Source organism: Cognatiluteimonas sedimenti (genome assembly GCF_022808325.1).
In the GTDB taxonomy this organism is placed as follows: domain Bacteria; phylum Pseudomonadota; class Gammaproteobacteria; order Xanthomonadales; family Xanthomonadaceae; genus Cognatiluteimonas; species Cognatiluteimonas sedimenti.
Map to the genome: position 1 here is coordinate 419,475 of NZ_JALGCL010000001.1, position 25,167 is coordinate 444,641.

A 25,167-nucleotide genomic window follows, 5' to 3' on the forward strand; every position below is an offset into this window, starting at 1 on the left:
CGGAACGCACCCCTGTCATGTTGCCCCTGGTCGCCCTGGTCGGACGCCCGAACGTCGGCAAGTCGACGTTGTTCAACGCGTTGACGCGCACGCGCGACGCGCTGGTGCACGACGCCCCGGGCGTGACCCGCGACCGCAACTACGGCGTTTGCCGGCTGGACGAATCGCGGCCCTTCGCGCTGGTGGACACCGGCGGCATCGCCGGCGTCGACGAGGGCCTGCAGGGGGCCACCGCACGCCAGTCGCGCGCGGCGGCCGAGGAAGCCGACCTCATCCTGTTCATCGTCGATGGCCGCGAAGGCGCTTCGACCATCGACGACGACATCCTCGCGTGGCTGCGCAAGGTGGCCAAGCCTACCTTCCTGGTCGTCAACAAGACCGACGGCATCGATGTCCCGGCCGCGCTCGCGGAATTCGCGCGCTACGGGATCAAGGACGTGCTGGCCGTGTCGTCGGCGCACAAGCAGGGTCTCGATGCGCTGCTGGCGAAGGTGCTGGCGCAACTGCCGGCCGATGGCGACGCGGAAATCCTCGACGACGATCCCGAACGGATACGCGTGGCCTTCGTCGGGCGCCCCAATGTCGGCAAGTCCACGCTGGTGAACCGCATCCTCGGCGAGGAGCGGATGATCGCCTCCGACGTCCCGGGCACCACGCGCGATTCGATCGCGGTGGACCTGGAACGCGACGGCCGCAAGTACCGGCTGATCGACACCGCCGGCCTGCGCCGCCGCGGCAAGGTCGAGGAGGCGGTCGAGAAGTTCTCGGTGTTCAAGACGCTGCAGGCGATCGAGCAGTGCCAGGTCGCGGTGATCATGCTCGATGCCGGCGAAGGCGTGACCGACCAGGACGCGACCGTGCTCGGCGCAGTGCTCGATGCCGGGCGCGCGCTGGTGGTCGCGGTCAACAAGTGGGACGGTCAGAGCGACTACACGCGGCAGCAGACCGAAGCATTGCTGGCGCGCAAGCTCGCGTTCGTCGACTGGGCCGAGGCCGTGCGGATTTCCGCGCTGCACGGCTCCGGCCTGCGCGAGCTGTTCAAGGCGATCCATCGCGCCCACGCCTCGGCGACGCGCAAGTTCAGCACCGCCGACGTCACCAAGGCGCTGGAGATCGCCTACGAAACCAATCCCCCGCCGGTGGTGCGCGGGCATGTCGCCAAACTGCGCTTCGCGCATCCGGGCGGCGAGAATCCGCCGACGTTCATCGTCCACGGCACCCGCCTGCGCACGCTGTCGGAGAGCTATCGCAGGTACCTGGAAAACTTCTTCCGCAAGCGTTTCAAGCTGGTGGGGACGCCGGTGCGGTTCGTGTTCAAGGAGGGCGACAACCCTTACAAGGACCGGAAGAACGTGCTGAGCGAACGCCAGGTGGCGAAGAAGCAACGCCTGATCCGGCACGCCAAGCGCGGGAAATGAGCGCGCCCGGCCAGGCGGCGCTGGCGCCGCACGCGGTCACCCTGGGCATTCTTGCCGGCGGCCGGGCCACTCGCCTCGGTGGCCGCGACAAGGCGTGGCTGCAACGGGACGGCGTGCCGCAGGTCGTGCGCTGGCAACGCCATTTCTCAGCGCAGGTCCATGAAGTGCTGGCCAGCGCCAATGCCGGTCCGGCGGCCTACGCGGCGCAGGACCTGCGGGTCGTAGCCGATCGTGCGGGCGAAGGTGGCCCGCTTGCGGGGCTCGACGCGCTGGCGCACGCGTGCACGACGCCGTGGCTGTTGACCCTGCCTGTGGACCTTGTCGGCGTCAACGAATGCCTCTTGCAGAGCCTGCATGCGGGCGCCGGCGGGAACGGTGCGTTCGCGCAGGACGACGATGGCCTGCAGCCGCTGGTGGCACTGTGGCGGACACAGGCGCTGCGCGATGCCGCAGGACAGGCGCTGGAAGCCGGGCAGTGGGCGGTCCATCGCTTGCAGGCTGGCCTCGGCATGGCCTGCGTCCGCTTCGCCGGCGTACGCTTCGGCAACCTCAACACGCCCGATGACCTGCGCGCAGCGGGCATCCCCCTGCCATGAATCCAAGCATCGTCCCTGACTTCCCCAGCGGCCTGCCGTTCGAGCAGGCCCGCGCGATCGTGGCCGCGGTCGCCGCCGCGCAGCGGCTGCCCTCGCAAACGCTGGCGTTGGCCCGCGCGCACGGCCACGTGCTGGCGCAGGACGTGGTCGCGCCGATGGCATTGCCGTCGTTCGACAACAGTGCAATGGATGGTTTCGCGGTGCGCCACGCGGACCTCGCCACCGACGCGGACAGCGCGCTGCAACTGGTGGGCGAACAGTTCGCGGGCCATTCGCTCGGCCTTGCGATCGGCCGGCGCCAATGCCTGCGGATCACCACCGGCGCGCCCTTGCCGGCTGGCGCCGATGCCATCGCGATCAAGGAGAGCGCGTGCGTCGACGGGAACCGGGTCGTCGTCCCCGCCGGCAGTGTCCGCCCTGGCGCGCATGTCCGCCGCACTGGCGAAGACGTGCGTGCCGGCGACCGCGTCCTGGAGGCCGGCTGGGTGATGAGCCCGGCGCGGATCGCGCTGGCCGCGTCGCTGGGCATCGGGCAGCTCGAGGTTGCGCGGCGGCCGACGGTCGCGGTGTTCACCACCGGCGATGAGCTGGTCGAACCGGGCATGGCGCTGCAACCCGGCCAGATCTACAACTCCAACCGCGAACTGCTGATGGGACTGTTGCGTGGGGACGGACTGGAGCCGACCGCCTGGCCGAGCCTGGCGGATGATCCCGCGCGCGTGGCCTCGATGCTGCAGGATGCCGCGTCGAGCTTCGATGTCGTGATCACCTGTGGCGCGGTTTCGGCCGGCGAGAAGGATCACATCCCGGCCCTGCTGCAACACCAGGCCGCGGCCGGGCGGGGGCGCATGCATTTCTGGAAGGTACGGATGAAGCCCGGCATGCCGCTGCTGTTCGCACAGCTCGAGCGCGCGCAATTGCTCTGCCTGCCGGGCAACCCGGTATCGGTACTGGCGACGTACCTGACGTTCGGCCGCGCCCTGCTGGACGGGTTGCAGGGCAGGCTGGAACCGCGCCCGCATTGGCACGCGCGACTGGCGAGTGCGTTCGACAAGCGCCACGCGCGGCGTGAGTTCCTGCGCGGGCGCCTGCTTCCGGGCGCGGACGGCACGCTGCAGGTGGCGCCCAATCCCGCCGATGGTTCGCATCGGCTCGCTGCCGCGGCGCAGTCCGACGCGCTGATCGTGCTGCCGGAAGGAGAGCACGCGTTCGTCGCCGGCGAACTGGTGGAAGTGCTGCCGTACTGACGGCGGCCACGCCTGCGCCGAACGGCGGATAATGCCGGCATGGAGATCCGCGAACTCAGCCCCGCCCAGGCGCTGGCACGCTTGCACGCCGGTGCCCTGCTGGTCGACGTGCGCGCCGGGCACGAACGCGCGCTGGGCATGGCCGCGGGCGCCCGCGGCATCGCCCGCGAAGAACTGGAAGCCGCGCCCGGGCAGTACCTGCCCGACCCGGATGCGGAGATCGTGTTGATCTGCCAGGGCGGTCGCCGCTCGCAGCTCGCCGCCCAAGCCCTGGCGGCCCGCGGGTACCGCAACCTGTGCTCGGTTGCCGGTGGCACCGCGGCCTGGGAAACCGCGGACTTGCCGATGCTGCGCCCCGGGATCGATGCCGATTTCGGCGAACGTTATTCGCGCCACCTGCGCCTGCCGGAGGTGGGCCTGCAGGGCCAGCAGCGGCTGGAGGCGACGCGGATGCTGCTGCTCGGCGCCGGTGGCCTGGGCTCTCCGGCCGCGTTCTACCTGGCGGCCGCGGGGGTCGGCACGCTGCGAATTGTCGACGACGACGTGGTCGATCGCAGCAACCTGCAGCGCCAGATCCTGCACACCGAGGCGCGGATCGGCGTGGCCAAGGTCGAATCCGCCGCCGCCGCGCTGTCGGCGCTCAATCCACGGACCCGGGTCGAGCCGCTCGCCGAGCGCGTCAGCAGCGACAACGTCGAGCGCGTGCTCGACGGCGTCGACGTGGTGCTCGACGGCGGCGACAATTTCGCGGTGCGTTACTTGCTCAACGATGCCTGCGTGAAGCTGGGCAAGCCGCTGGTGCACGGTGCAGTGCATCGCTTCGAAGGCCAAGTCAGCGTGTTCGACGCCGGCCGCCAGCGCGGAAGGGCGCCGTGCTATCGCTGCCTGTTCCCGGACCCGCCGCCACCGGAGGCCGCGCCCAACTGCAGCGAAGCCGGGGTGCTCGGCGTCCTGCCCGGCGTGATCGGCATGCTTCAGGCGACCGAGGCGCTCAAGCTGGCGCTGGGGCTGGGCGAATCACTGGCCGGGCGCCTGCTGCATTTCGATGCCCTGGCGATGCGTTTCCGGGAAACGCGGCTGGCGCCGGATCCCGATTGCCCGGTCTGCGCGGCCGGCAGGCCGTTCCCCGGCTATATTGATTACGCGAGGTTCTGTTCCGGGCAGTGACCAATCGGTGCGCCGGGAATCTGCCCACGCACCCGTCTCAGGGAGGAGATCGCATGGAAATGCTCCGCGTGCATCGCATTCTTCCAGCCTTGCTGCTGCTGGCGATGCTGTCACTGGCGGCGGGCAAGGCCACCGCCGCAGGCGTGTGCACGCAGGCGCCGGCAACGCCGGACAGCCTGGCCGCGCGCATCGCCGCGATCGCCTGCCGGGAGAACACCCTCTGGTTCAGCCCCTTCATCGACGCGCAGGGCCGCATGGCCAGCATGACCGTGTCCGAAGCCGAGACCGCGCGCCTGGACGACGGCGCCACCCCCGCCTGGAAGCGGGTCGCCGACTACTGGCGTGGCAGCGGACTGCTCTGGGGCATGGGTAATTCGGCCGGCGCATCGGAATGCGGCTACGCCACCAACGACGGCTATCCGTCGCCGGCCTGCCGTGCGTTCCTGGTCGACAAGCCGTGGTCGGCGGCATTCGTCTCGTACGTGATGGTGCAGGCCGGAGTCCCGGGATTCCGGCCCTCGGCCAGCCACGTCGATTACGTTCGCGATGCCTACGTGCATCCGGACAGCAGCCCGTACACGTTCGCCGACCCGGATACGACCGCGCCCGCAATCGGCGACCTGCTGTGCTACGTGCGCGGGAGCAGCACGGTGGCCGGATACGCCGGCCTGACGGCCTTCCTCGGTGCCGATCCGAATGGGGGGCTGGCGATGCATTGCGACATCGCCGTCGCCGCCAGCCCGGCGCGGGACAAGCTCTACCTGGTCGGCGGCAACGTGCTGCAGGGCGTCACCCTGCGTACCCTGCCGCTCAATCGCAACGGCCTGTTCTGGGCGTTGCCGCGCGGCAGCAACCTCGGGTGCGCGCCCGGCAGCGAAGCAAGCTGCAGCTTCAACCGCCAGAACTGGGCGGTGCTGCTCAAGCTCAAGCCGCTGCAGCCGTTGCGCAGCGCGCCGCTTCCGCAGCCGCCGACGACGCAATGCTGCGTGAACTGCGTGGTCGGTTCCGGGGTGCCGCGCTGCCCTGCGCAGGGCGCCGGCCGCAGCCTGCTACCCGGGCGCTGAAGTCGTCGGCCGACGCCGCGGCCGCGGCTTGGCGCGCGGATCGATCTCCACGCCCAGCACCGCGTGGCAATGGATGCAGCTGTAACTCAGGCAGCGGGCCTTGCTTTCCCCGCCTACCAGCCCGACGACGCTCTCGACGTCGACATGCAATACCCGCTGCCCGCACTTCGGGCACAGTCCCGCGATCGACATGCCTGTTCCCCCTCGTGTCGTTTCACTGCCGCTGCCTGGCGGCCTCGAATGCCGCCAGCTGTTCCGGGGTCGCGTCCTTCTGGTGGCGCTGCTTCCATTGCACGAACGGTTCGCCGTAGACCGCTTCGCGTGCCTCGTCCCGGGTCATCTCGATGCCGCGCGCCTGCGCCGCCTCGCGATACCAGTCCGCCAGGCAGTTGCGGCAGAAGCCGGCGTGGATCATCAGGTCGATGTTCTGCACGTCCGCGCGCTCGTGCAGCAGGTGCCGCAGCAGGCGGCGGAAGGCGGCCGCCTCGACCTGCGTGGTCTCGTGATCGATCTGGGTCATGCTGGCCGCCTGCCCATGCGGGGCGTCGTGTAGCACGCGTATGCGTATGGGCGATAATGCCCTATCCAGGCTTCCGGCGATGCCCGACCGCATGATGGTTCCCGAGCACATGGCCCGCATCCTCGACGGCAAGCGCATCGCCGAGGACCTGCTCGACACCCTCAAGGCGCAGGTCGACGCCAGGATCGCGTCCGGCAAGCCGCGGCCCGGCCTCGCCGTGGTGCTGGTGGGCAACGACCCGGCTTCGGCGGTGTACGTGCGCAACAAGCGCCGAGCGGCGGAGAAGGTCGGGATCCGCGCCATCGACTTCGACCTGCCGGCCGACACCGGCGACGCCGAACTGCTCGCGCTGGTCGACAAGCTCAATGCCGACCCGCAGGTGCACGGCATCCTGGTGCAACTGCCCTTGCCCGGGCATCGCGATGCGACTCGCCTGATCCATCGCATCGACCCGCGCAAGGATGTCGACGGCTTCCATCCGGAGAACGTCGGCCACCTGGCGTTGCGCCAGTTCGGCCTGCGCCCGTGCACCCCGCGCGGGATCACCACGCTGCTGGCGTACACCGACCGGCCGGTGCGCGGGCAGAGCGCCACGATCGTGGGCGTGAGCAACCACGTCGGGCGGCCGATGGCGCTGGAATTGCTGATCGCCGGCTGCACTACCACCAGTTGCCACAAGTTCACTCCGCCGGCGGTGCTCGAGGCCGCGGTGCGCGGCGCCGACATCCTGGTGGTCGCGGTGGGGCGCCCGGCGTTGATCCCGGGCGAATGGGTCAAGCCCGGCGGGGTGGTGATCGATGTCGGCATCAACCGCCTCGACGATGGGCGCCTGGTCGGCGATGTCGGTTTCGACGCCGCAGCCCGGCGGGCGAGCTGGATCACGCCGGTCCCGGGCGGGGTCGGGCCGATGACCGTGGCCACGCTGATGCAGAACACGCTGGAAGCCGCCGAGGCCTGGGACGGCAACTAGGTCCTCCTTGCGGGCGCGGGCAACGCCGGCGATGCGCGCCGGCCTGCCCGCGAAGCGCTACAATGACGCGCTTCATCCACTCCGGACCGGCCATGCTCCGCATCCAGGCTGAAGCGCTCACCTACGACGACGTGTCCCTCGTTCCCGCGCATTCGGTCGTCCTGCCCAGGGACGTCTCGCTCGCCACGCGCCTGACCCGCAACCTGCGCCTGAACCTGCCGATCGTGTCCGCGGCGATGGACACGGTGACCGAAGCACGCCTGGCGATCGCCATGGCCCAGCTGGGCGGCATCGGCATCCTGCACAAGAACATGCCGGTCGAGCGCCAGGCCGCGGAGGTCGCGCGGGTCAAGGGCTTCGAGGCCGGGGTGATCAAGGACCCGTTCACCGTCGGCCCCGAGACCACCATCGGCGAGGTGCTCAAGCTCACCCGCGCGCGCAACATCTCCGGCGTGCCGGTGGTCGACGGCGACGGCCACCTGGTGGGCATCGTCACCGGCCGCGACATGCGCTTCGAGAAGAAGCTCGACGATCCGGTGCGCCACATCATGACCAAGCGCGACAAGCTGGTCACGGTGAAGGAGGGCGCCTCCGACGACGAAGTGCTGGGCCTCCTGCACAAGCACCGGATCGAGAAGGTGCTGGTCGTCAACGACGGCTTCGAGCTGCGCGGCCTGATCACGGTCAAGGACATCCAGAAGAAGCAGGACAATCCCAACGCCGCCTACGACAGCAGCGAACGCCTGCTGGTCGGCGCCGCGGTCGCGGTGGGCGGCGACACCGAGCGACGGATCGAAGCGCTGGTCGCCGCGGGCGTGGACGTGATCATCGTCGACACCGCGCATGGCCATTCGCAGGGCGTGATCGACCGCGTGGCCTGGGCAAAGAAGCGTTTCAGCCAGCTGCAGGTGGTCGGCGGCAACATCGTCACCGGCGATGCCGCACTGGCGCTGATGGACGCGGGCGCGGACGCGGTCAAGGTCGGGGTGGGCCCCGGTTCGATCTGCACCACCCGCATCGTCGCCGGCGTCGGCGTGCCGCAGGTGACCGCCATCGACATGGTCGCCTCCGCGTTGCAGGACCGCATCCCGCTGATCGCCGACGGCGGCATCCGCTATTCGGGCGACATCGGCAAGGCAATCGCCGCCGGCGCGTCGACGGTGATGGTCGGCGGCCTGTTCGCCGGCACCGAGGAATCGCCGGGCGAAACCGAGCTGTTCCAGGGCCGCAGCTACAAGAGCTACCGTGGCATGGGGTCGCTGGGGGCGATGGAGAAGGGCAGCAAGGATCGCTATTTCCAGGATGCCAGCGATGCCGACAAGCTGGTACCCGAGGGCATCGAAGGCCGCGTCCCGTACCGCGGGCCGCTCAGCGGCGTGGTCCACCAGCTTGCCGGCGGCCTCCGCGCGACCATGGGCTATGTCGGCTGCGCCACCATCGACGACATGCGCAGCAAGCCGGTGTTCGTGAAGGTCACCGCGGCCGGCACCCGCGAGAGCCACGTGCACGACGTGCAGATCACCAAGGAACCACCGAACTATCGCGCCAGCTGAGGCCGGCACGTCCGTGCGGGGCGGCGCCAGCCGCGAGCCGTTCCCGACACCACCATCGCAACGAGAGTTCGCGGCGGAAGCCGCTCCCAAGGCGTCCATGACCGACCTGCACAGCGACAAGATCCTGATCCTCGATTTCGGTGCGCAGTACACGCAACTGATCGCGCGGCGAATCCGCGAGATCGGCGTGTATTGCGAGATCTGGGCCTGGGACCATGACCCCGCCGAGATCGCGGCGTTCGGTGCCAAGGGCATCATCCTGTCGGGCGGCCCGGAGTCCACCACGGAGCAGGGCGCGCCGCGGGCGCCACAGCAGGTGTTCGACGCCGGCCTGCCGATCCTGGGCATCTGCTACGGCATGCAGACGCTGGCGGCGCAGCTCGGCGGCGCCACCGAGGCCGCCGACCAGCGCGAGTTCGGCCACGCGCAGGTGGAACTGGTCGCACAGGATTCGCTGCTGGAGGGCCTCAAGGACCAGCCGGGCTCGCCACCGCGGCTGGACGTGTGGATGAGCCATGGCGACCACGTTTCCGTGGCACCGCCGGGGTTCATCGTCACCGCGCGCACCGAACGCATCCCCGTCGCCGCGATGGCGAACGAGGCGAAACGCTGGTACGGCGTGCAGTTCCATCCCGAGGTGACCCACACCCGCTCGGGGCAGGCGCTGCTGCGCCGCTTCGTGGTCGACATCTGCGGCTGCGCCACGCTGTGGACCGCCGAGCACATCATCGAGGACCAGATCGCGCGGGTACGCGAGAAGGTCGGCGACGACGAGGTGGTCCTGGGCCTGTCGGGCGGCGTCGATTCCTCGGTGGTCGCCGCGCTGCTGCACAAGGCGATCGGCGACCAGCTGACCTGCGTGTTCGTCGACACCGGCCTGCTGCGCTGGCAGGAGGGCGACCAGGTGATGGCGATGTTCGCCAACGAAGCCGACAAGGGCGGCATGGGCATCAAGGTCGTGCGCGTCAACGCCGCCGACCGCTATTTCGAGAAGCTGAAGGGCGTTTCCGACCCGGAATCCAAGCGCAAGATCATCGGCAACCTGTTCGTGGAGATCTTCGACGAGGAATCATCGAAGCTGGCCAATGCCAGGTGGCTGGCACAGGGCACGATCTACCCCGACGTGATCGAGTCGGCCGGAAGCAGGACCGGCAAGGCCCACGTCATCAAGAGCCACCACAACGTTGGCGGCCTGCCGGCGGACATGAAGCTGGGCCTGGTGGAACCGCTGCGCGAGTTGTTCAAGGACGAGGTGCGCCGCCTGGGCGTGGAACTCGGCCTTCCGCGCGAGATGGTCTACCGGCACCCGTTCCCGGGCCCGGGCCTGGGCGTGCGCATCCTCGGCGAAGTGAAACCCGAATACGCCGAGCTGCTGGCGAAGGCCGACGCCATCTTCATCGACGAATTGCGCAAGGCCGACCTGTACGACAGCACCAGCCAGGCGTTCGCCGTCTTCCTGCCGGTGAAATCGGTCGGCGTGGTCGGCGATGCGCGTGCCTACGAATGGGTGATCGCGTTGCGGGCGGTGGAGACGGTCGATTTCATGACAGCGCACTGGGCGCACCTGCCGTATGAGTTCCTGGGCCGGGTCTCCAACAGGATTATCAATGAGTTGCGTGGTATATCTCGCGTTGTTTATGACATAAGCGGCAAGCCGCCGGCCACGATCGAGTGGGAGTAGGCGCGCTGGTGGCCGACGACGAGCACTGGATGCGGCAGGCATTGGCGCTGGCCGATCGCGCCGAGCACGAGGACGACGAGATCCCGGTGGGCGCCGTGCTGGTCGGGCCCGACGGCGCCGTGCTGGGCGAGGGCTGGAACCGCAACATCTCCGAGCACGACCCCAGCGCGCACGCCGAGATCGTCGCACTGCGCCAGGCCGGCTTGCGCCTGGGCAACCATCGCCTGCTCGAGTGCACGCTGTACGTGACCCTGGAGCCATGCGCGATGTGCGCGATGGCGATGGTGCATGCGCGGCTCGCGCGCGTGGTGTTTGGCGCGCCCGACCCGAAGACCGGTGCCGCGGGCAGCGTCTTCGACCTGCTCGCGGACCCGCGCCACAACCATCGGGTGCAGGTACGGGGCGGGGTGCTGGCGAAGGAAGCGGGCACGCGCCTGAGTGGCTACTTCCGCCGCAAGCGCGCCAAGCCTGGAGCGTGAGTCGCGGCAGCCGCGCATGGAGGCAGCGGTATGATGCCGCGACCCGGGACACCGACCGCGAGCCCATGCAGACACCGAACGGAAGCAGCCACGAAGGACGCCTGGTCTGGATCGACCTGGAGATGACCGGGCTCGATACCGACCGCGATTCGATCCTGGAAATCGCCACCGTGGTCACCGACTCCCAGCTCAACGTGCTGGCCGAAGGGCCGGAACTGGCGATCGCCCATCCCTTGGCGGCGCTGGAAGCGATGGACGACTGGAACCGCAGGCAGCACGGCAAGTCCGGGCTGTGGCGGCGGGTGCTGGAGGAGGGTGTTGCGATGGCCGACGCCGAGTCGCGCACGCTGGCGTTCCTCGCGCAATGGGTGCCGGCCAATGCCTCGCCGATGTGCGGCAACTCGATCTGCCAGGACCGCCGCTTCCTGCACCGGCAGATGCCGGCGCTGGAGCGCTTCTTCCATTATCGCAACCTCGACGTCAGCACGATCAAGGAGCTGGCACGGCGCTGGGCGCCGCAGGTGCTGGCGGGCGTGAAGAAGGAAGCCGCGCACACGGCACTGAGCGACGTGCACGATTCGATCGACGAGCTGCGCCATTACCGCGCCGCGATGGGGGCCTTCGCGGGGCCGTAGCCGCGTCTGCGCCCGGGCCTACTCCGGGTCGGCAGCCGGGCGGTGTTGCGGGCTGTCGAGCCCGGTGCGCTCGGCGCGGTCGCCGCGCAACAGCCGAGGTTGGCCGCCGCCGGCCGCGTCGGGGGCAGCGTGGTGGAACATGTGCACGTCGCGTTGCGGGAACGGGATGCTGATGCCGGCATCGTCGAAGGCGTGCTTGATCCGCTCGGTCAGCTCGCACCTGGTGACGAAATGGTCGTCGTTGCTGACATGGCAGCGGATGCCCAGTTGCACGCTGCTGTCGCCCAGCGCGTAGACCAGGACGTCGGGCTCCGGCCGGGGCAGCACCCGCGGGTCGCCGCGCATCACCGCCAGCGCCGCGGCGCGCGCGGCCTCGATATCGTCCTGGTAGCCGATGCCGACCACCAGTTCGATCCGGCGCATCGTGTCTGGCGTCAGGTTGACGATCGAGTCGGCGGTAATGAGGCTGTTGGGCAGCACGATGGCCTGGTTGTCGGCGCCACGCAGCCGGGTCTGGAAGATGCTGACCTGCTCGACCTTGCCGGTCGCGCCGGCGATGGTGACGATGTCGCCAACACGAAATGGCTTGAGCGACACCAGCATCACGCCCGAGGCGATGTTGGACAGCGAATCCTTCAGCGCCAAGCCTATCGCCAGGCCGGCTGCGCCGAGCACCGCGATCATCGAGGTCATCGGCACCCCGATCACCTGCAGCGACGCCAGCACCAGCACCACCAGCAGGACCACGTAGGCGACCTTGCGCAGGAACAGCACCGCGGTTGGCTCCACCTCGGCCCGGGCCAGGCCTTTCTCCGCGATCCCGGCGATCCAGCGCGCCACGCGCATCCCCACCAGCAACAGCAGCAAGGCAAGCAGGGCGCGCACGCCCCAGCCCATCGCGAGGGTGTGCCAGTTGCCCGGTTGCACGGAATCCAGCCAGCTCTCCAAGTCGTGCTCCTCGTTCGTATGCTGCAGCGCCCCGCGGGGCGGGGCGCTGGTCGATCGCGCCGGGTCAGCGCGATGCTTGCGGCGCTGGCGTCATCGCGCTGCCTTGGACTTCGCCAGCGCCAGCCACGTATCGACCACGGTGTCGGGATTCAACGACACCGATTCGATGCCCTGATCCATCAGCCATTGCGCCAGGTCCGGATGGTCGCTCGGACCCTGGCCGCAGATGCCGACGTACTTGCCACGCGCGCGCGCGGTGGAAATCGCCATCGACAGCAGCTTCTTCACCGCCGGGTCGCGTTCGTCGAACAACCCGGCGACGATCGCCGAATCGCGGTCCAGGCCCAGCGTCAACTGGGTCAGGTCGTTGGAGCCGATCGAGAAACCATCGAAGATATCGAGGAACTCGTCCGCCAGCAGCGCATTGGACGGCACCTCGCACATCATGATGATCTTCAGTCCGGCTTCGCCCTGGCGCAGGCCGTTCTCGGCCAGCACCTCGATCACCCTGCGGCCCTCGTCGAGCGTGCGCACGAACGGGATCATCACCCACAGGTTGTCGAGCCCCATCTCGTTGCGGACCTTGAGCACCGCGCGGCATTCCAGCGCGAAGGCGTCCTTGAACGACGGGTCGACGTAGCGGCTTGCGCCGCGGAAGCCGATCATCGGGTTTTCCTCGTGCGGCTCGTATTTCGCGCCGCCGAGCAGGTTGGCGTATTCGTTGGACTTGAAATCCGACAGGCGCACGATCACCGGCTTGGGCGCGACCGATGCGGTGATGGTGGCGATGCCCTCGGCGAGGCGGTCGACGTAGAAGTCCACGGGGCTGGCGTAGCCTGCGATCTTCGCGTCGATCTTCTGCCGCATGGCCGCGTCCTGCTGGTCGTATTCCAGCAGCGCCTTTGGATGCACGCCGATGTGGCTTGCGATGATCATCTCCAGGCGTGCCAGGCCGATGCCTGCGTTGGGCAGCATGCCGAAGTCGAAGGCGCGGTCCGGGTTTGCCACGTTCATCATGATCTTCAACGGCGCCGGCGGCATGTTGCCGAGGTCGGTGGTGGTGCGCTCGAAGGGCAGGGCGCCGGCATAGATGTAGCCGGTGTCGCCCTCGGCGCAGCTGACCGTGACCGTGGCGCCGTCCGTCATCCGCTCGAGCGCGTCACCGGTGCCGACGACCGCCGGCACCCCGAGCTCGCGGGCGATGATCGCCGCGTGGCAGGTGCGGCCGCCGCGGTTGGTGACGATGGCGGCGGCGCGCTTCATCACCGGCTCCCAGTCCGGGTCGGTCATGTCGGCGACCAGGACGTCGCCGGGCTGGACGTGGTTCATGTCCTCCAGCGAGCGCACCACGCGGGCGACGCCGCTGCCGATCTTCTGGCCGATGGCGCGGCCCTCGGCGACGACTTCGCCGCGCTGCTGCAACGTGTAGCGCTCGATCTGGTTGGCGTGGCCGCGCGACTTCACGGTCTCGGGGCGCGCCTGCAGGATGTAGAGCTTGCCGCTGACGCCGTCCTTGCCCCATTCGATGTCCATCGGGCGGTCGTAATGCTGCTCGATCACCAGCGCCTGCCTGGCCAGTTCGTGCACGTCGGCGTCGCTGATCGAGAAGCTGCCGCGCAGGTCCGCCGGTGTCTCCTCGGTGCGCACGCGCTCGCCGGGTTGGTCCGAATACACCATCCGCAGTTGCTTGGCGCCGATCGAGCGGCGCAGGATCGCGGGCTTTCCCTGGCGCAGGGTCGGCTTGTAGACGTAGAACTCGTCGGGATTGACGGCGCCCTGCACGACCATCTCGCCCAGGCCGTAGCTGGCGGTGATGAACACCACGTCGCGGAAGCCGGATTCGGTGTCCAGGGTGAACAGCACGCCGGACGCGCCGACGTCCGAACGCACCATCAGCTGCACGCCGGCCGAGAGGAACACGTCCTCGTGCTTGAAGCCGTGGTGCACGCGATAGGCGATGGCGCGGTCGTTGTAGAGGCTGGCGAAGACTTCCTTGACCTTGCGCACGACGTCGTCGGCGCCGGTGACGTTGAGGAAGGTTTCCTGCTGGCCGGCGAACGAGGCATCGGGCAGGTCTTCGGCAGTGGCCGAGGAACGCACCGCGACCGCGACCTCGCCGCCACCGTTGTCCGCGCACAGCCGTGCATAGGCGTCGCGGATGTCGCGGTCCAGTTCCGGCTGCAGCGGCGCATCAATCACCCAGCCGCGGATCTCGCCACCGGCCGCGGTCAACGCGGGCACGTCCTCGACGTCCAGCGACGCGAGCCGATCGAAGATCCGCTGGTGCAGGTCGTTGTGGGCGATGAAGGCCTTGAAGGCGTCGGCGGTGGTCGCGAACCCGCCGGGCACCGAAACCCCAAGCCCGGCGAGTTCGCCGATCATCTCGCCGAGCGAGGAATTCTTGCCGCCCACCTGGGCGAGGTCGGTCAGGCGCAGGTCGTGCAGCCAGCGGATGTTGTTGCTCGAAGCGGGGGCGCTCAAGGCGTAACTCCAGGGGTCGAGGCGGGGATGCTGCGGCGGAAAGGCCGGACAGGCGCCGGCCAAGCCGCTATTTTAGCAACCCGGCCCGCCGCGGCGCTCGCCGCACCACCCCTGGAGTCCACATGTCCGACCTGCGCCCGGTGTTCTACGTCTCCGACGGCACCGGCATCACGGCCGAGACCATCGGCCACAGCCTGCTGACCCAGTTCGCCAACGTCCGTTTCGCGACCGATCGCATCCCGTTCGTGGACACGCTGGACAAGGCGCAGGCCGCGGCCGCGAAGATCCGCGAGGCCGGGGCGCAGGCCGGATGGCGCCCGGTGGTGGTGAATTCCTGCGTGGACCCGGCGCTCAATGCCGTGCTCGCCGAAAGCGGTGCGCTGATGCTGGACGTGTTCGCGCCCTTCATCGAGCCGCTGGAGCGCGAACTGGGCATGCAGCGGCAGTCGCAGGTGGGGCGCGCGCACGGCATGGTCGATTTCGAGAGCTACCACCGCCGCATCAACGCCATGAACTACGCGCTGGCGCACGACGACGGCGTCAGCATGGACTACAGCGAGGCCGACCTGATCCTGGTCGGGGTGTCTCGCGCCGGCAAGACCCCCACCTGCGTGTACCTGGCGCTGCACCACGGCGTGCGCGCGGCGAACTATCCGCTGACCGAGGAAGACCTGGATTCGGACCGCCTGCCGGCCAGGCTGCGGCCGTTCCGCAACAAGATCTTCGGACTGACCATCGACCCGGTGCGGCTGCAGCAGATCCGCCAGGAGCGCCGGCCGAATTCGCGCTACGCGCAACTGGATACGTGCAAGCGCGAGGTCGCCCAGGCAGAGGCGCTGTTGCGTACCGAGGGCATACAGACACTCAGCACCACGCATGCCTCGATCGAGGAAATATCGAGCCGGGTGCTGGAAGTGCTGGGAATCAACCGCGAGATGTACTGACGGGGAGCCGCGTTTGCGTGCCGTGGCCAGTCGCGGCATTGCACCGCCATAGAACGCCACGTTAGGCCCGCGCACGTGATCCGTCAATGCTGCCGGAGCCGCTTTTTCGCGTGTAGGATCGGGCCATGGCCCAGGTACTTTCCCGCGTCGCACGCATCCCCACGATCAGCCGTTTCGGCTGGTTGATGGGGCTGTACGCGGAGAACTTCACCCTGCTGACGCGACTGTTCGAACCGGCGGACCTGGCGGCCGGCAGCTACCTGTCCAGCATCGGCGACGGGCTGGACCTTCGGCTGGAACTGGTGGCGCAACACGCCTACACCACCGAGCTGCGGATGACCTATGCATTGCGAGACCCGGTCACCGGGGAGGCGGATCCTTCGGCGTTTTTGCGCCTGTACCGCGATGCGCGCCAGGTCGAGGCCACCCATTGCTACCTGGGGCGGCGCTGGCAGGACGTGATCGGCATGTACCCGCCGCCCGCGGCGGTGCTCGACCATCGCATGCGGATGAATACGTTCCTGGGCAAGTGGCTGCATTACCTGGGTGAACGCGGCCACGGTGTCGCAACACTGCAGCGCATCGGCACGCTCAGCGCGGCCTGAGCCTGTCCCTGTCGCACGACGGCGCAAAAAAAACGGGCCCGCCGAAGCGGGCCCGTCGATGTCGCAGATGGCGTCCCCAAGGGGATTCGAACCCCTGTCGCCGCCGTGAAAGGGCAGTGTCCTAGGCCTCTAGACGATGGGGACCTGATGCATCGATCGTTGAGTTCAAAAACCCGGCCGTAGCCGGGTCGTTGCAACGGGTTTCACAGTATTGGTGGAGCCAGCCGGGATCGAACCGGCGACCTCTACAATGCCATTGTAGCGCTCTCCCAGCTGAGCTATGGCCCCACGCGCTGGAAAGCGGGAAAGTCTATCCGGCCGCCTCGGCCAGCGTCAAGCCGCGTACGCACCCGGATCGGTGGCGGCCGGGTCGACCGGCAGGTGTATCCGCAGCAACCTCCGCGTCGGGTCCTCTTCCAGCCGCCAACCGATCTGCGTCGCGAGCCTGCCGACCAGGGTCATGCCGAGGCCGCGATCGCCATCACCCGACACTTCCGGGGATAGCGCGACATCGGCATCCCCGGCCACGAATTCCAGCGTGATCGCGGCAGCGTCGACATGGGCGAGGAGGTGCCCCGGGACGCCCGGGGGCACCAGTCGCCGCACGATCCCGTTCAGCACGAGCGAGGCTTCGCGCGGCGGCAGGCTCACGACCGGTTCGCCCTGGCCATCGACCTGCGGATGCAGGTGGCCGTCGCGGGTCGCGTCGGCGGCCGCAAGGCGATCGCGCACCCAGTCGCGCAGGGCCACGGTTTCGCTGGCGCCGACTCGGCGCCGCGCCAGGCCGAGCAACGCGTCGAGCAGCTCCGACAGTTGCCGTACCCCGCGATCCAGCCGCTGCAACCGCGGCCGCAACGCCGGCATCCCGGCTGCGTCCTCGACCAGCAGCTCGGTGGCACCGCGCACCACCGCGACCGGGGTGCGCAATTCGTGGCTGGCGTCGGCGAAGAAGCTGTGCTCGGCATCGCGCGCATCCACCAGCCGGGCCTGGTAATCGTCGATGGCCCTGGCCAGGCGCCCGAGTTCGTCGCGCGGCAGCCCGGCGGCCAGGTCGGTGCGCGCCGGTGCGGTCGGCAATCCTTCGACCACGTCCGCGAGCCGGCGCACCGGTCCGACCACGGCTCCCGACAACAGCCAGCCCAGCCACGCACCGACAAGCGTGCCGAGCACCACGATCGCGCCCAGTACCGCCTCGATGTAGCGCTCCAGCCGCTCGATGTCGGAGATGTTGATGACGAAGTAAAGCCGCCCGACATCGGTATCGAAGACCCCCATGTGCAGGCCATCCTGGTCCTCGTGCAGCGATTCGTGCACGCCCGGCGGCAATGCCGCCAGCGCGTCGGGCACCTGACCGCTACCGTCCTTGTGGCGCACGTAGCCATTGAGGCGACTGCTGCGCGGCAGGATCGCGTCGGGCTCGCCGCGCAGGCGCGCGGCGTAGTCCTCCGCCTGGCTGCCGAGCATTTCCTCGATCAGCAGGAGCTCGTAGCGTTCGGCGATGAACGACACCATCGCCGCGAACAGCACGCTCATCAGCAGCCCCAGCACGATGAACAGCAGGGTGACCCGCATCCGCAGGGGCAGGGCCAGCGCGCGCCTAAGCATGGTCGCCCACCAGCCGGTAACCGATGCCGTGCACGGTCTGGATCAGGGCGCCGTCGAACGGCTTGTCCACCAGCGCACGCAGTTCGTAGATGTGCGTGTGCAGCGCGCGCGCGTCGCCGTCGTGCCGTGGCCAGACCTGCTCCATCAGCGCGCGTTGCGAGACCACGCCGGGCGAGCGGCGCAGCAGCAGTTCCAGGATCGCCGCCTGCGCCCGCGTCAGCGGGATCGAACGGCCGCCGCGCGTGGCGATCATCGACGCCGGGTCGAAGCGCAGCCCGCCGACCATCATCGCCGCGTCGGCGGGTGGGCGGGCGCGACGGAGCAGGGCGCCGATGCGCGCTTCCAGTTCCTTCAGCTCGAACGGCTTGACCATGTAGTCATCGGCGCCCTCGGCAAAACCCTTGAGCTTGTCGTCCAGGGTGTCGCGCGCGGTCAGCATCAGCACCGGCGTGCCGCGCCCGGCTTCGCGCAAGCGCCGGCACAGGTCCAGGCCGTCCAGCCTCGGCAGGCCAAGGTCGAGCACGATCACGTCGAAGGTGCCGCGCATCGCATGCAGCAGCCCCGAAGCACCGTCGGCGGCATGGTCGACCTCGTAGCCGCGGCGCTCGAGGAAGTCCCAGATGTTTGCGGCGATGTCGTGCTGGTCCTCGACGACCAGGACACGCCCGATCGGCGCGCTTGCGGTTGACGGCATGTAGGAAGACTGGCGGTCGGCGGGAAAGGATGCAGTGGCGTCGCGATGCGGGTTAACGCGCGGCTGAGATTCGCCTGAGAACAGCTTACCGCGCAGTCGCCAAGCTGCGGGAAGCCGCGTCACCGCACGCGCCGCCCACCCGGACCTGCCCGATGCCGCTGCGCCTGTTTTTCGCGCGTTCGCTTGCCACGCGCTACCGCCCGCTCGCCTGGCTGCTGGGCGTGTTCCTGCTGGCCTCGACCCTGACCCGGCTGGTGTTGCTGGTCCGGACCGGGGCGGGCGTGGCGCCGAGTGCGGCCCACTGGTTGTCGGTGTTCGGGATCGGCCTGGGATACGACCTGCTGACCTTCGTCTACTTCGCGTGGCCGCTGGTGCTGCTGCTGTGGCTGCTGCCGCGGCGCTGGTACGGCGCGCGCCCCGGACGCTGGTCGGTGGCCGCGCTGGGCTGGCTGCTGGTCGCCGCCTGCCTGTTCATCGCGGTCGCGGAGTGGACGTTCTGGGAGGAATTCCAGACCCGCTTCAATTTCATCGCCGTCGACTACCTCGTCTACACCACCGAGGTGATCGGCAACATCCGCGAGTCCTACCCCGTGCCGGCGATCCTGGCGGTGCTGTTCGTGGCGACCTGCGCGCTGTGCTGGTGGGGTCGGGCCTGGCTGCTGCCGCGGCCCGGGGACGGCATGCGCCTGGGCCGCCGCACGCTGGTGACGCTGGCGTGGCTGGCGGCCACCCTGCTCGGCACCTGGCTGGTCGACGCCGACATGAAGAACCGTTCCGGCAACGAGTACGTCAACGCGCTCGCCGGCAACGGCATCTACCAGTTCTTCGCCGCCTACCGCAGCGCCAGCATCGACTACGCGAAGTTCTACAGCAGCCAACCCGACCGGGAGGCGTTCGAGGGCCTGCGCGCGCAGCTCAGGTCCCCGGACAGCAGTTTCACCAGCGCCAATCCCTACGACATCACCCGCCGCATCCATGCCCGGCGCCCGCAACGACGGCTCAACGTGGTGCTGGTCAGCGTCGAAAGCCTGTCGGCGAGCTTTTCGAAGGATTTCGGAGGCAACCTCGACCTGACCCCGCAGCTTGACGCACTGGGCAGGCAAAGCCTGGTGTTCGACAACCTGTACGCAACCGGCACCCGCACCGTGCGCGGGCTGGAAGCGCTGTCGTTGTCGGTGCCGCCGACCCCGGGCGAATCGATCGTCAAGCGCCCGCACAACGAAGGGTTGTTCAGCCTGGCCAGCGTGTTCAACCGCAAGGGCTACGTGTCCGAATTCCTGTATGGCGGCTACGGCGCCTTCGACAACATGAACTATTTCTTCGCCCACAACGGCTACCTGATCCGCGACCGCGAGAGCATCCCCGCCAAGAGCATCCACCACGCCAACATCTGGGGCGTGGCCGACGAAGACCTCTACACCATGGCGCTGGGCGAGTTCGATCGCCTGCATGCCGGCGGCACCCCGTTCTTCGCCCACGTCATGACCACCTCCAACCACCGCCCGTACACGTTCCCGCAGGGCAGGGTGGATTACCCGCAGGGCAAGCGCGACAGCGCAGTGGCCTACACCGACTGGGCGCTCGGCGATTTCATCGAGCGCGCGCGCAGCAAGCCCTGGTTCGCGGACACGGTGTTCGTGATCACCGCCGACCACTGCGCTTCCAGCGGCGGCATCGCAACGCTGCCGACCTTCCGCTACCACATCCCCTTGTGGATCTATTCGCCCGCGCATATCGCGCCGCGACGGGTGGAGCGGATGCTGAGCCAGATCGACATCCCGCCGACGATCCTCGGGCTGCTCGGCTTCGACTACACCACCCGCTTCTACGGCCAGGACGTGTTCGCGCTGGAGCCGGGGCGCGAGCGTGCCTTCATCGGCAACTACCAGCAACTGGGCTATCTCAGCCACGACCGCCTGGTCGAACTGGGCCCCAACCAGAGCGTGCGCGAGGTGCGGCCGGACTACGTCGACGACAGGGAGCAGCCGCCGGTCGCAATCGATCCAGAACTTGCCGGGCAGGCCGTGCGCTACTACCAGACTGCCAGCTTCCGCTTCGCCCGCGGGCTCATGGGCGTGGACACCTCAGACGACAGCGGCGCGGCACGGGTGGCGCGCGAGGAAGGCGAGGCGACGGCCCTCGGCGTGCGCGGAAGTTCGCGCTGAAGGCTGGGCCCGGGTCCACGTAGCGACGCGCCGGGCCCGCGGTTAGAGTGGCGGCATGTCGCCCTGGCCGTTCCTGTCGCGCGTGCTGCTCAGCCTCGCCCTCGTCGTGAACGCGGTGGCGCCGGTTGCGGCGTCGACCAGCGTGCCGATGGCACGGGTACAGCCAGCGACCGTCGCGGCCCATGGCGATGGGGCGGCGGCGCGCATGCCATGCCACCAGCAACGGCACGCAACTGTCGCGAGCGCGGCTGCCCCGTCGGCGGCCATGCCGGCGCCCGACGACACGACGCAACCTGCTCCGGACAGCTGCGCGCCGGGCCCCTGCGCTTGCGCCTGCGTGCATCCCGGCCAGGCCGCGCTGCCGGCGCTTGCGATGACGCTGGAGCGGGTCCGCCCTCGATTGGCCAGCGGCGCGTTGCCACTGGCCCACGGCGCTCCCGCGTTGCGCCACCCGATCCGGCCTCCGATTGCCTAGGTATGGTGCAGCGCCGACCGGCGCTCATCCGCCTGCGCGCATCCGCGATGGTTGCCGTCGCTGCGCGCAGATCGACACCCCGATGCTGTAACGGAGTTCCCATGTCATCCACCCTGTTGAGTCACGACGGGCCGCGCCTGCCGTCGCGACGCCGCTTCGTGCAAGGCATCGCCGCCGGCGGTGCCGTCGCCAGCCTCGGCCTGTGGCCCGGCCCCGCATGGGCACTCGGCACGCGCGGCCAGCCCGGCGTGTTGTCCGGCACCGAGTTCGACCTGGTCATCGGCGAAACCCCGATGAACTTCACCGGGCGGACGCGCGCGGCAGTCACCGTCAATGGCTCGCTGCCGGCGCCGCTGTTGCGCTGGCGCGAAGGCACGACTGTCAACCTGCGCGTCTCCAACGCGTTGCCCGCCGGTTCGATCCACGGCCACGAGACCTCGATCCATTGGCACGGCATCCTGTTGCCGGCCAACATGGACGGCGTGCCGGGGCTGAGTTTCGCGGGCATCGGCCGCGGCGAGACCTACCACTACCGCTTCACCGTGAAACAGGCGGGAACCTACTGGTACCACAGCCATTCCGCGTTCCAGGAACAGGCGGGGCTTTATGGCCCGCTGGTGATCGATCCGGTCGAACCGGAACCGTTCGCGTTCGATCGCGACTACGTGGTGATGCTCACGGACTGGACCGACCTGGATCCCACCGCGTTGTTCGCGCGGCTGAAGAAGATGTCGGACTACGACAACTACTACAAGCGCACCGTCGGCGATTTCGTCCGCGACGCCTCGAAGGAGGGGTTGCGGGCAACGCTGGCCGACCGCGGCATGTGGGGGCGGATGCGGATGACGCCGACCGACCTGTCGGACGTCAACGGCAACACCTACACCTACCTGATGAACGGAACGACCGCGCTCGGCAACTGGACCGGCCTGTTCCGCAGCGGCGAGAAGGTCCGCCTGCGCTTCATCAACGGCTCGTCGATGACCCACTTCGACGTGCGCATCCCCGGCCTGAAGATGACCGTGGTCGCCGCAGACGGCCAGTACGTGCACCCGGTGACGGTGGACGAATTCCGCATCGCCACGGCGGAGACCTACGACGTGATCGTCGAGCCTTCCGGGCAGGACGCCTTCACCATTTTTGCCCAGGACATGGGTCGCACCGGCCATGTCAGCGGCACCCTGGCGGTGCGCGAGGGGTTGCGCGCGCCGGTGCCGGCGCTGGATGCACGCCCGATCCTGCGCATGTCGGACATGGGCCATGGCGGGATGGGGCAGGGCGGCCACGACATGGCGGGCATGGACCACGCCGGCCACGCGATGGCCACGATGCAGCAGCACCCGGCGAGCGAGGCCGGCAACCCGCTGGTCGACATGCAGACGATGGCGCCGGTGCCCAAACTCGAGGACCCGGGGATCGGCCTGCGCGACAACGGCCGCACGGTACTGAACTACGCGATGCTGCGCAGCGCTTTCGACGATCCCGATGGCCGCGAGCCAGGTCGCGAGATCGAGCTGCACCTCACCGGCCACATGGAAAAGTTCGCCTGGGGCTTCGATGGCCGGAAGTTCTCCGACGTCGAACCGCTGCGGTTCAACTACGGCGAGCGCCTGCGGATCGTGCTGGTGAACGACACCATGATGACCCATCCGATCCACCTGCACGGCATGTGGAGCGACCTGGAGGACGAAGGCGGCAACTTCCACGTGCGCAAGCACACCATCGACATGCCGCCGGGCAGCAGGCGCAGCTATCGCGTGCGTGCCGATGCGCTCGGGCAATGGGCCTACCACTGCCACCTGCTGTACCACATGGAAGCCGGCATGATGCGGCAGGTGTCGGTGGAGGAATGAACGCCATGGACGCATCCGCAAAGACAAGCCGGGCGGCAATGCCGGGCGCCGCGCTCCTGGCCCTGCTGCCATTCACGGCGATGGCGCAGGTCGATCACGCCACCATGTCCATGCCGACGCCGCCGCAGGCTGCGCCGCAGGTGACGCCAGTCACGCAACCCGCACCGGTGCCCGACCATGCCACGATGGATCATGCAGCAATGGAGCATGCTGCAGCGGACGATGCGGCAAAGGACCAGGCCGCAACGGCCGTGCCAGACCACGCCACCATGGACCACGCGGCCATGGGGCACGACATGGATGCCATGCCCGCCATCGCACAGACCAGGCCGATAACGCCCATCCCGCAGGTCACCGACGCCGATCGCGCCGCCGCCGTACCTCCACCCGCCGACCATCCGGTGCACGACAACGGCATCTACAGCTATCTGCTGTTCAACCGGCTCGAAACCTGGGATGCCGATCCCGGAAGCGGGCTGGCGTGGGAAGGGCAGGGCTGGATTGGCACCGACCTCAACCGGCTGTGGTTGCGCAGCGAAGGCGAGCAGGTCCATGGGCGCCTGCACTCGGCTGACCTGGAGGCGCTGTATGGACACGCCATCAGTCCCTGGTGGGACTTCGTCGCCGGCATCCGCCACGACTTCAAGCCGGGTTCTGCGCAGGATTTCCTGGCGGTCGGCGTGATGGGATTGTCGCCTTACAAGTTCGAAGTGTCGGCGACCGCCTATATCGGCCAGGCCGGGCAATCGGAGGCCCGGATCGAAGTCGAATACGAGTCATTGCTCACCAACCGATTGATCCTGCAGCCGCTGGTCGAGGTCAATGTCTTCGGCAAGGACGACGCGCGGCGCGGTATCGGCTCCGGGCTTGGAACGGTCGAAGCGGAGCTGCGGCTGCGTTACGAATTCACCCGCCGCTTCGCCCCGTACGTCGGGCTGGTCCACGAACGCGCGTTTGGGCGCACCGCCGACCTGCGCCGCGCGGAAGGCGAAAGCGCCGACGATACCCGCCTTGTAGCGGGCGTGCGCATCTGGTTCTGACACCCGGCGATATCGGGACGAACAATGGAGATCACTGACATGAAAAGCCTCGCGCTTGCACCCGCGTTGCTCGGCCTCGCCCTGGCCCTGGCGAGTTGTACGCCAACCTCCGCCGCGCCGGGCAGCACTAGCGACGACGCGCGGCCCGTCACCGCCGCCGCAAAACTCCCGCTGGTGGTGGTCCACAAGAACGCATCCTGCGGATGCTGCAACGACTGGATCGAGCACGTGCGCGCGGCCGGCTTCCGGGTACAGGTGCGCAACGAGGTCAACCTGAACCCGATCAAGGAGCGGGTCGGCGTGCCGCTCGGCAAGGGCTCCTGCCACACCGCCGAGGTTGACGGCTATTTCGTCGAAGGCCATGTACCGGCAGCGGACATCAAGCGACTGCTCGCCGAACGCCCCGCAGCCAGGGGCCTGGTCCTGCCGGGCATGCCGATCGGATCGCCGGGCATGGAATCGCCGGACGGCCGCAGCCAGCCGTACACGGTCGAACTGGTCGGTTTCGATGGCGGCACATCGGCGTTTTCCCGGCACTGAAGCGACCGGGTGCGCAGGGCTTGACTCTGGACCATGGTCAAGGGTGCAGACTGCACGCATGAAGATCGGAACGTTGGCCCGGGAAGCCGGGGTCGCCATCGACACGGTGCGCTACTACGAGCGGCAGGGACTGCTGCCGCCGCCGCAGCGCAGTGCGTCCGGATATCGCCAGCACGGGAAGGACGACGTCGCGCGGCTGCGTTTCATTCGCCGCTCCAAGGGGCTGGGGTTCACCCTCGAGGAGATCCGCGAACTGCTGGACCTTTCCGGCCGCCGCGACGTGGACATGGCCGGCATGAAGGCGGCCGCGATCCAGAAGCTCGCCGGGATCGACGAAAAACTTTCCGAACTGCAACGCGTGCGTGCCGGGCTGGAGGCGCTGGTGGCGTCCTGCCCGGGACACGGCGCGCTCGAACACTGCCCGATCCTGGATGCGCTGGCCGGTGACCGGCCCGCCGGAGAACGACATGAGTGACCCGCACGCCCA

General features: G+C 68.8%; 24 protein-coding genes and 2 tRNA genes. 18 read left to right on the top strand and 8 right to left on the bottom strand.

All coding sequences use genetic code 11. From position 1 onward, the window contains the following. The first annotated feature begins 17 nt into the window (after nt 1–17). From der to MQC88_RS02100, 5 genes are read left to right on the top strand one after another with little or no spacing between them, the layout of a single operon-like run. The gene (gene der, locus MQC88_RS02080) at nt 18–1,418 is read left to right on the top strand and encodes a ribosome biogenesis GTPase Der (RefSeq protein ID WP_243318769.1); all 1,401 of its coding nucleotides are present in this window, start codon (nt 18–20) and stop codon (nt 1,416–1,418) included. Next, nucleotides 1,415–2,014: a molybdenum cofactor guanylyltransferase gene (gene mobA / locus MQC88_RS02085; RefSeq protein WP_243318771.1), complete on the top strand. Its 600-nt coding sequence runs from the start codon at nt 1,415–1,417 to the stop codon at nt 2,012–2,014. Before der ends, mobA begins: the two co-directional genes overlap by 4 nt. Then, nucleotides 2,011–3,261: a molybdopterin molybdotransferase MoeA gene (locus MQC88_RS02090; RefSeq protein ID WP_243318773.1), complete on the top strand. Its 1,251-nt coding sequence runs from the start codon at nt 2,011–2,013 to the stop codon at nt 3,259–3,261. The genes mobA and MQC88_RS02090 overlap by 4 nt, the downstream gene beginning before the upstream one ends. Before the next feature lie 12 nt (nt 3,262–3,273). Continuing rightward, complete coding sequence (gene moeB / locus MQC88_RS02095; RefSeq protein WP_256451739.1) at nt 3,274–4,428, top strand: molybdopterin-synthase adenylyltransferase MoeB; 1,155 nt, start codon at nt 3,274–3,276, stop codon at nt 4,426–4,428. Between the two features lie 53 nt (nt 4,429–4,481). Continuing rightward, nucleotides 4,482–5,492, top strand: coding sequence for a DUF2272 domain-containing protein (locus MQC88_RS02100; RefSeq protein WP_243318777.1), 1,011 nt, complete (start codon nt 4,482–4,484; stop codon nt 5,490–5,492). Here MQC88_RS02100 and MQC88_RS02105 read toward each other — a convergent pair. Next, nucleotides 5,478–5,684, bottom strand: a complete 207-nt coding sequence (locus MQC88_RS02105; protein WP_243318778.1) for a hypothetical protein — start codon at nt 5,682–5,684, stop codon at nt 5,478–5,480. The two genes, MQC88_RS02100 and MQC88_RS02105, sit on opposite strands and share 15 nt — an antisense overlap. A gap of 22 nt (nt 5,685–5,706) precedes the next feature. Next, on the bottom strand, nt 5,707–6,012 hold the full coding sequence (locus MQC88_RS02110) for a DUF1244 domain-containing protein (RefSeq protein WP_243318780.1): 306 nt from the start codon (nt 6,010–6,012) through the stop codon (nt 5,707–5,709). 79 nt (nt 6,013–6,091) lie between these two features. Between MQC88_RS02110 and folD the strand changes: the two genes are divergently transcribed. The 5 genes from folD (at nt 6,092) to orn (ending at nt 11,330) form a co-directional block, all read left to right on the top strand. Continuing rightward, nucleotides 6,092–6,982: a bifunctional methylenetetrahydrofolate dehydrogenase/methenyltetrahydrofolate cyclohydrolase FolD gene (gene folD / locus MQC88_RS02115; protein WP_243318782.1), complete on the top strand. Its 891-nt coding sequence runs from the start codon at nt 6,092–6,094 to the stop codon at nt 6,980–6,982. Between the two features lie 92 nt (nt 6,983–7,074). Beyond that, nucleotides 7,075–8,535: an IMP dehydrogenase gene (guaB, locus tag MQC88_RS02120; RefSeq protein WP_243318784.1), complete on the top strand. Its 1,461-nt coding sequence runs from the start codon at nt 7,075–7,077 to the stop codon at nt 8,533–8,535. Nucleotides 8,536–8,632: 97 nt separating this feature from the next. After that, on the top strand, nt 8,633–10,216 hold the full coding sequence (gene guaA / locus MQC88_RS02125) for a glutamine-hydrolyzing GMP synthase (RefSeq protein WP_243318787.1): 1,584 nt from the start codon (nt 8,633–8,635) through the stop codon (nt 10,214–10,216). Continuing rightward, nucleotides 10,207–10,695 (top strand): tRNA adenosine(34) deaminase TadA, encoded by a 489-nt coding sequence (tadA, locus tag MQC88_RS02130; RefSeq protein ID WP_315857050.1) that lies wholly within the window; start codon nt 10,207–10,209, stop codon nt 10,693–10,695. Before guaA ends, tadA begins: the two co-directional genes overlap by 10 nt. Before the next feature lie 65 nt (nt 10,696–10,760). After that, nucleotides 10,761–11,330 carry an oligoribonuclease gene (gene orn / locus MQC88_RS02135; RefSeq protein WP_243318789.1) on the top strand — a complete coding sequence of 190 codons (570 nt, stop codon included), beginning with the start codon at nt 10,761–10,763 and terminating at the stop codon, nt 11,328–11,330. Between the two features lie 18 nt (nt 11,331–11,348). On the opposite strand, the gene MQC88_RS02140 is transcribed toward orn, so the two are convergent. Beyond that, nucleotides 11,349–12,278: a mechanosensitive ion channel family protein gene (locus tag MQC88_RS02140; RefSeq protein ID WP_243318791.1), complete on the bottom strand. Its 930-nt coding sequence runs from the start codon at nt 12,276–12,278 to the stop codon at nt 11,349–11,351. A gap of 90 nt (nt 12,279–12,368) precedes the next feature. Continuing rightward, nucleotides 12,369–14,759: a phosphoenolpyruvate synthase gene (ppsA, locus tag MQC88_RS02145; protein WP_243318793.1), complete on the bottom strand. Its 2,391-nt coding sequence runs from the start codon at nt 14,757–14,759 to the stop codon at nt 12,369–12,371. 122 nt (nt 14,760–14,881) lie between these two features. Here ppsA and ppsR point away from each other — a divergent pair, with 122 nt between their 5' ends. Next, complete coding sequence (ppsR, locus tag MQC88_RS02150; RefSeq protein ID WP_243318794.1) at nt 14,882–15,703, top strand: posphoenolpyruvate synthetase regulatory kinase/phosphorylase PpsR; 822 nt, start codon at nt 14,882–14,884, stop codon at nt 15,701–15,703. 125 nt (nt 15,704–15,828) lie between these two features. Continuing rightward, nucleotides 15,829–16,308 (top strand): DUF1249 domain-containing protein, encoded by a 480-nt coding sequence (locus MQC88_RS02155; RefSeq protein ID WP_243318796.1) that lies wholly within the window; start codon nt 15,829–15,831, stop codon nt 16,306–16,308. 68 nt (nt 16,309–16,376) lie between these two features. Here MQC88_RS02155 and MQC88_RS02160 read toward each other — a convergent pair. The 4 genes from MQC88_RS02160 to MQC88_RS02175 all read right to left on the bottom strand — a co-directional run bounded on the left by MQC88_RS02160 (nt 16,377) and on the right by MQC88_RS02175 (nt 18,607). Further along, nucleotides 16,377–16,452 (bottom strand) — tRNA-Glu (locus MQC88_RS02160). A gap of 68 nt (nt 16,453–16,520) precedes the next feature. Further along, nucleotides 16,521–16,596 (bottom strand) — tRNA-Ala (locus tag MQC88_RS02165). Between the two features lie 45 nt (nt 16,597–16,641). After that, on the bottom strand, nt 16,642–17,913 hold the full coding sequence (locus tag MQC88_RS02170) for a sensor histidine kinase (RefSeq protein WP_243318798.1): 1,272 nt from the start codon (nt 17,911–17,913) through the stop codon (nt 16,642–16,644). Next, nucleotides 17,906–18,607, bottom strand: coding sequence for a response regulator transcription factor (locus MQC88_RS02175; RefSeq protein ID WP_243318800.1), 702 nt, complete (start codon nt 18,605–18,607; stop codon nt 17,906–17,908). The genes MQC88_RS02170 and MQC88_RS02175 overlap by 8 nt, the downstream gene beginning before the upstream one ends. A 152-nt stretch (nt 18,608–18,759) precedes the next feature. On the opposite strand from MQC88_RS02175, the gene MQC88_RS02180 reads away from it, so the two are divergent. The 6 genes from MQC88_RS02180 (at nt 18,760) to MQC88_RS02205 (ending at nt 25,155) form a co-directional block, all read left to right on the top strand. Beyond that, the gene (locus MQC88_RS02180) at nt 18,760–20,772 is read left to right on the top strand and encodes an LTA synthase family protein (RefSeq protein WP_243318802.1); all 2,013 of its coding nucleotides are present in this window, start codon (nt 18,760–18,762) and stop codon (nt 20,770–20,772) included. Nucleotides 20,773–20,827: 55 nt separating this feature from the next. Next, the gene (locus MQC88_RS02185) at nt 20,828–21,247 is read left to right on the top strand and encodes a CopL family metal-binding regulatory protein (RefSeq protein WP_243318804.1); all 420 of its coding nucleotides are present in this window, start codon (nt 20,828–20,830) and stop codon (nt 21,245–21,247) included. 101 nt (nt 21,248–21,348) lie between these two features. Beyond that, the gene (locus MQC88_RS02190) at nt 21,349–23,100 is read left to right on the top strand and encodes a copper resistance system multicopper oxidase (protein ID WP_243318806.1); all 1,752 of its coding nucleotides are present in this window, start codon (nt 21,349–21,351) and stop codon (nt 23,098–23,100) included. After that, the gene (locus tag MQC88_RS02195; protein ID WP_243318810.1) at nt 23,028–24,140 is read left to right on the top strand and encodes a copper resistance protein B; all 1,113 of its coding nucleotides are present in this window, start codon (nt 23,028–23,030) and stop codon (nt 24,138–24,140) included. The genes MQC88_RS02190 and MQC88_RS02195 overlap by 73 nt, the downstream gene beginning before the upstream one ends. Before the next feature lie 39 nt (nt 24,141–24,179). Next, nucleotides 24,180–24,680: a DUF411 domain-containing protein gene (locus MQC88_RS02200; protein WP_243318814.1), complete on the top strand. Its 501-nt coding sequence runs from the start codon at nt 24,180–24,182 to the stop codon at nt 24,678–24,680. 58 nt (nt 24,681–24,738) lie between these two features. After that, on the top strand, nt 24,739–25,155 hold the full coding sequence (locus tag MQC88_RS02205; RefSeq protein WP_243318817.1) for a heavy metal-responsive transcriptional regulator: 417 nt from the start codon (nt 24,739–24,741) through the stop codon (nt 25,153–25,155). Nucleotides 25,156–25,167: the final 12 nt, after the last annotated feature.

Bases quoted from the DNA above. Each gene is read 5' to 3' on its own strand.
- der (WP_243318769.1), top strand. From the start codon at position 18: ATGTTGCCCCTGGTCGCCCTGGTCGGACGCCCGAACGTCGGCAAGTCG.
- mobA (WP_243318771.1), top strand. From the start codon at position 1,415: ATGAGCGCGCCCGGCCAGGCGGCGCTGGCGCCGCACGCGGTCACCCTG.
- MQC88_RS02090 (WP_243318773.1), top strand. From the start codon at position 2,011: ATGAATCCAAGCATCGTCCCTGACTTCCCCAGCGGCCTGCCGTTCGAG.
- MQC88_RS02100 (WP_243318777.1), top strand. From the start codon at position 4,482: ATGGAAATGCTCCGCGTGCATCGCATTCTTCCAGCCTTGCTGCTGCTG.
- MQC88_RS02105 (WP_243318778.1), bottom strand. From the start codon at position 5,684: ATGTCGATCGCGGGACTGTGCCCGAAGTGCGGGCAGCGGGTATTGCAT.
- MQC88_RS02110 (WP_243318780.1), bottom strand. From the start codon at position 6,012: ATGACCCAGATCGATCACGAGACCACGCAGGTCGAGGCGGCCGCCTTC.
- folD (WP_243318782.1), top strand. From the start codon at position 6,092: ATGCCCGACCGCATGATGGTTCCCGAGCACATGGCCCGCATCCTCGAC.
- guaB (WP_243318784.1), top strand. From the start codon at position 7,075: ATGCTCCGCATCCAGGCTGAAGCGCTCACCTACGACGACGTGTCCCTC.
- guaA (WP_243318787.1), top strand. From the start codon at position 8,633: ATGACCGACCTGCACAGCGACAAGATCCTGATCCTCGATTTCGGTGCG.
- orn (WP_243318789.1), top strand. From the start codon at position 10,761: ATGCAGACACCGAACGGAAGCAGCCACGAAGGACGCCTGGTCTGGATC.
- ppsR (WP_243318794.1), top strand. From the start codon at position 14,882: ATGTCCGACCTGCGCCCGGTGTTCTACGTCTCCGACGGCACCGGCATC.
- MQC88_RS02155 (WP_243318796.1), top strand. From the start codon at position 15,829: ATGGCCCAGGTACTTTCCCGCGTCGCACGCATCCCCACGATCAGCCGT.
- MQC88_RS02170 (WP_243318798.1), bottom strand. From the start codon at position 17,913: ATGCTTAGGCGCGCGCTGGCCCTGCCCCTGCGGATGCGGGTCACCCTG.
- MQC88_RS02175 (WP_243318800.1), bottom strand. From the start codon at position 18,607: ATGCCGTCAACCGCAAGCGCGCCGATCGGGCGTGTCCTGGTCGTCGAG.
- MQC88_RS02180 (WP_243318802.1), top strand. From the start codon at position 18,760: ATGCCGCTGCGCCTGTTTTTCGCGCGTTCGCTTGCCACGCGCTACCGC.
- MQC88_RS02185 (WP_243318804.1), top strand. From the start codon at position 20,828: ATGTCGCCCTGGCCGTTCCTGTCGCGCGTGCTGCTCAGCCTCGCCCTC.
- MQC88_RS02190 (WP_243318806.1), top strand. From the start codon at position 21,349: ATGTCATCCACCCTGTTGAGTCACGACGGGCCGCGCCTGCCGTCGCGA.
- MQC88_RS02195 (WP_243318810.1), top strand. From the start codon at position 23,028: ATGGGCCTACCACTGCCACCTGCTGTACCACATGGAAGCCGGCATGAT.
- MQC88_RS02200 (WP_243318814.1), top strand. From the start codon at position 24,180: ATGAAAAGCCTCGCGCTTGCACCCGCGTTGCTCGGCCTCGCCCTGGCC.
- MQC88_RS02205 (WP_243318817.1), top strand. From the start codon at position 24,739: ATGAAGATCGGAACGTTGGCCCGGGAAGCCGGGGTCGCCATCGACACG.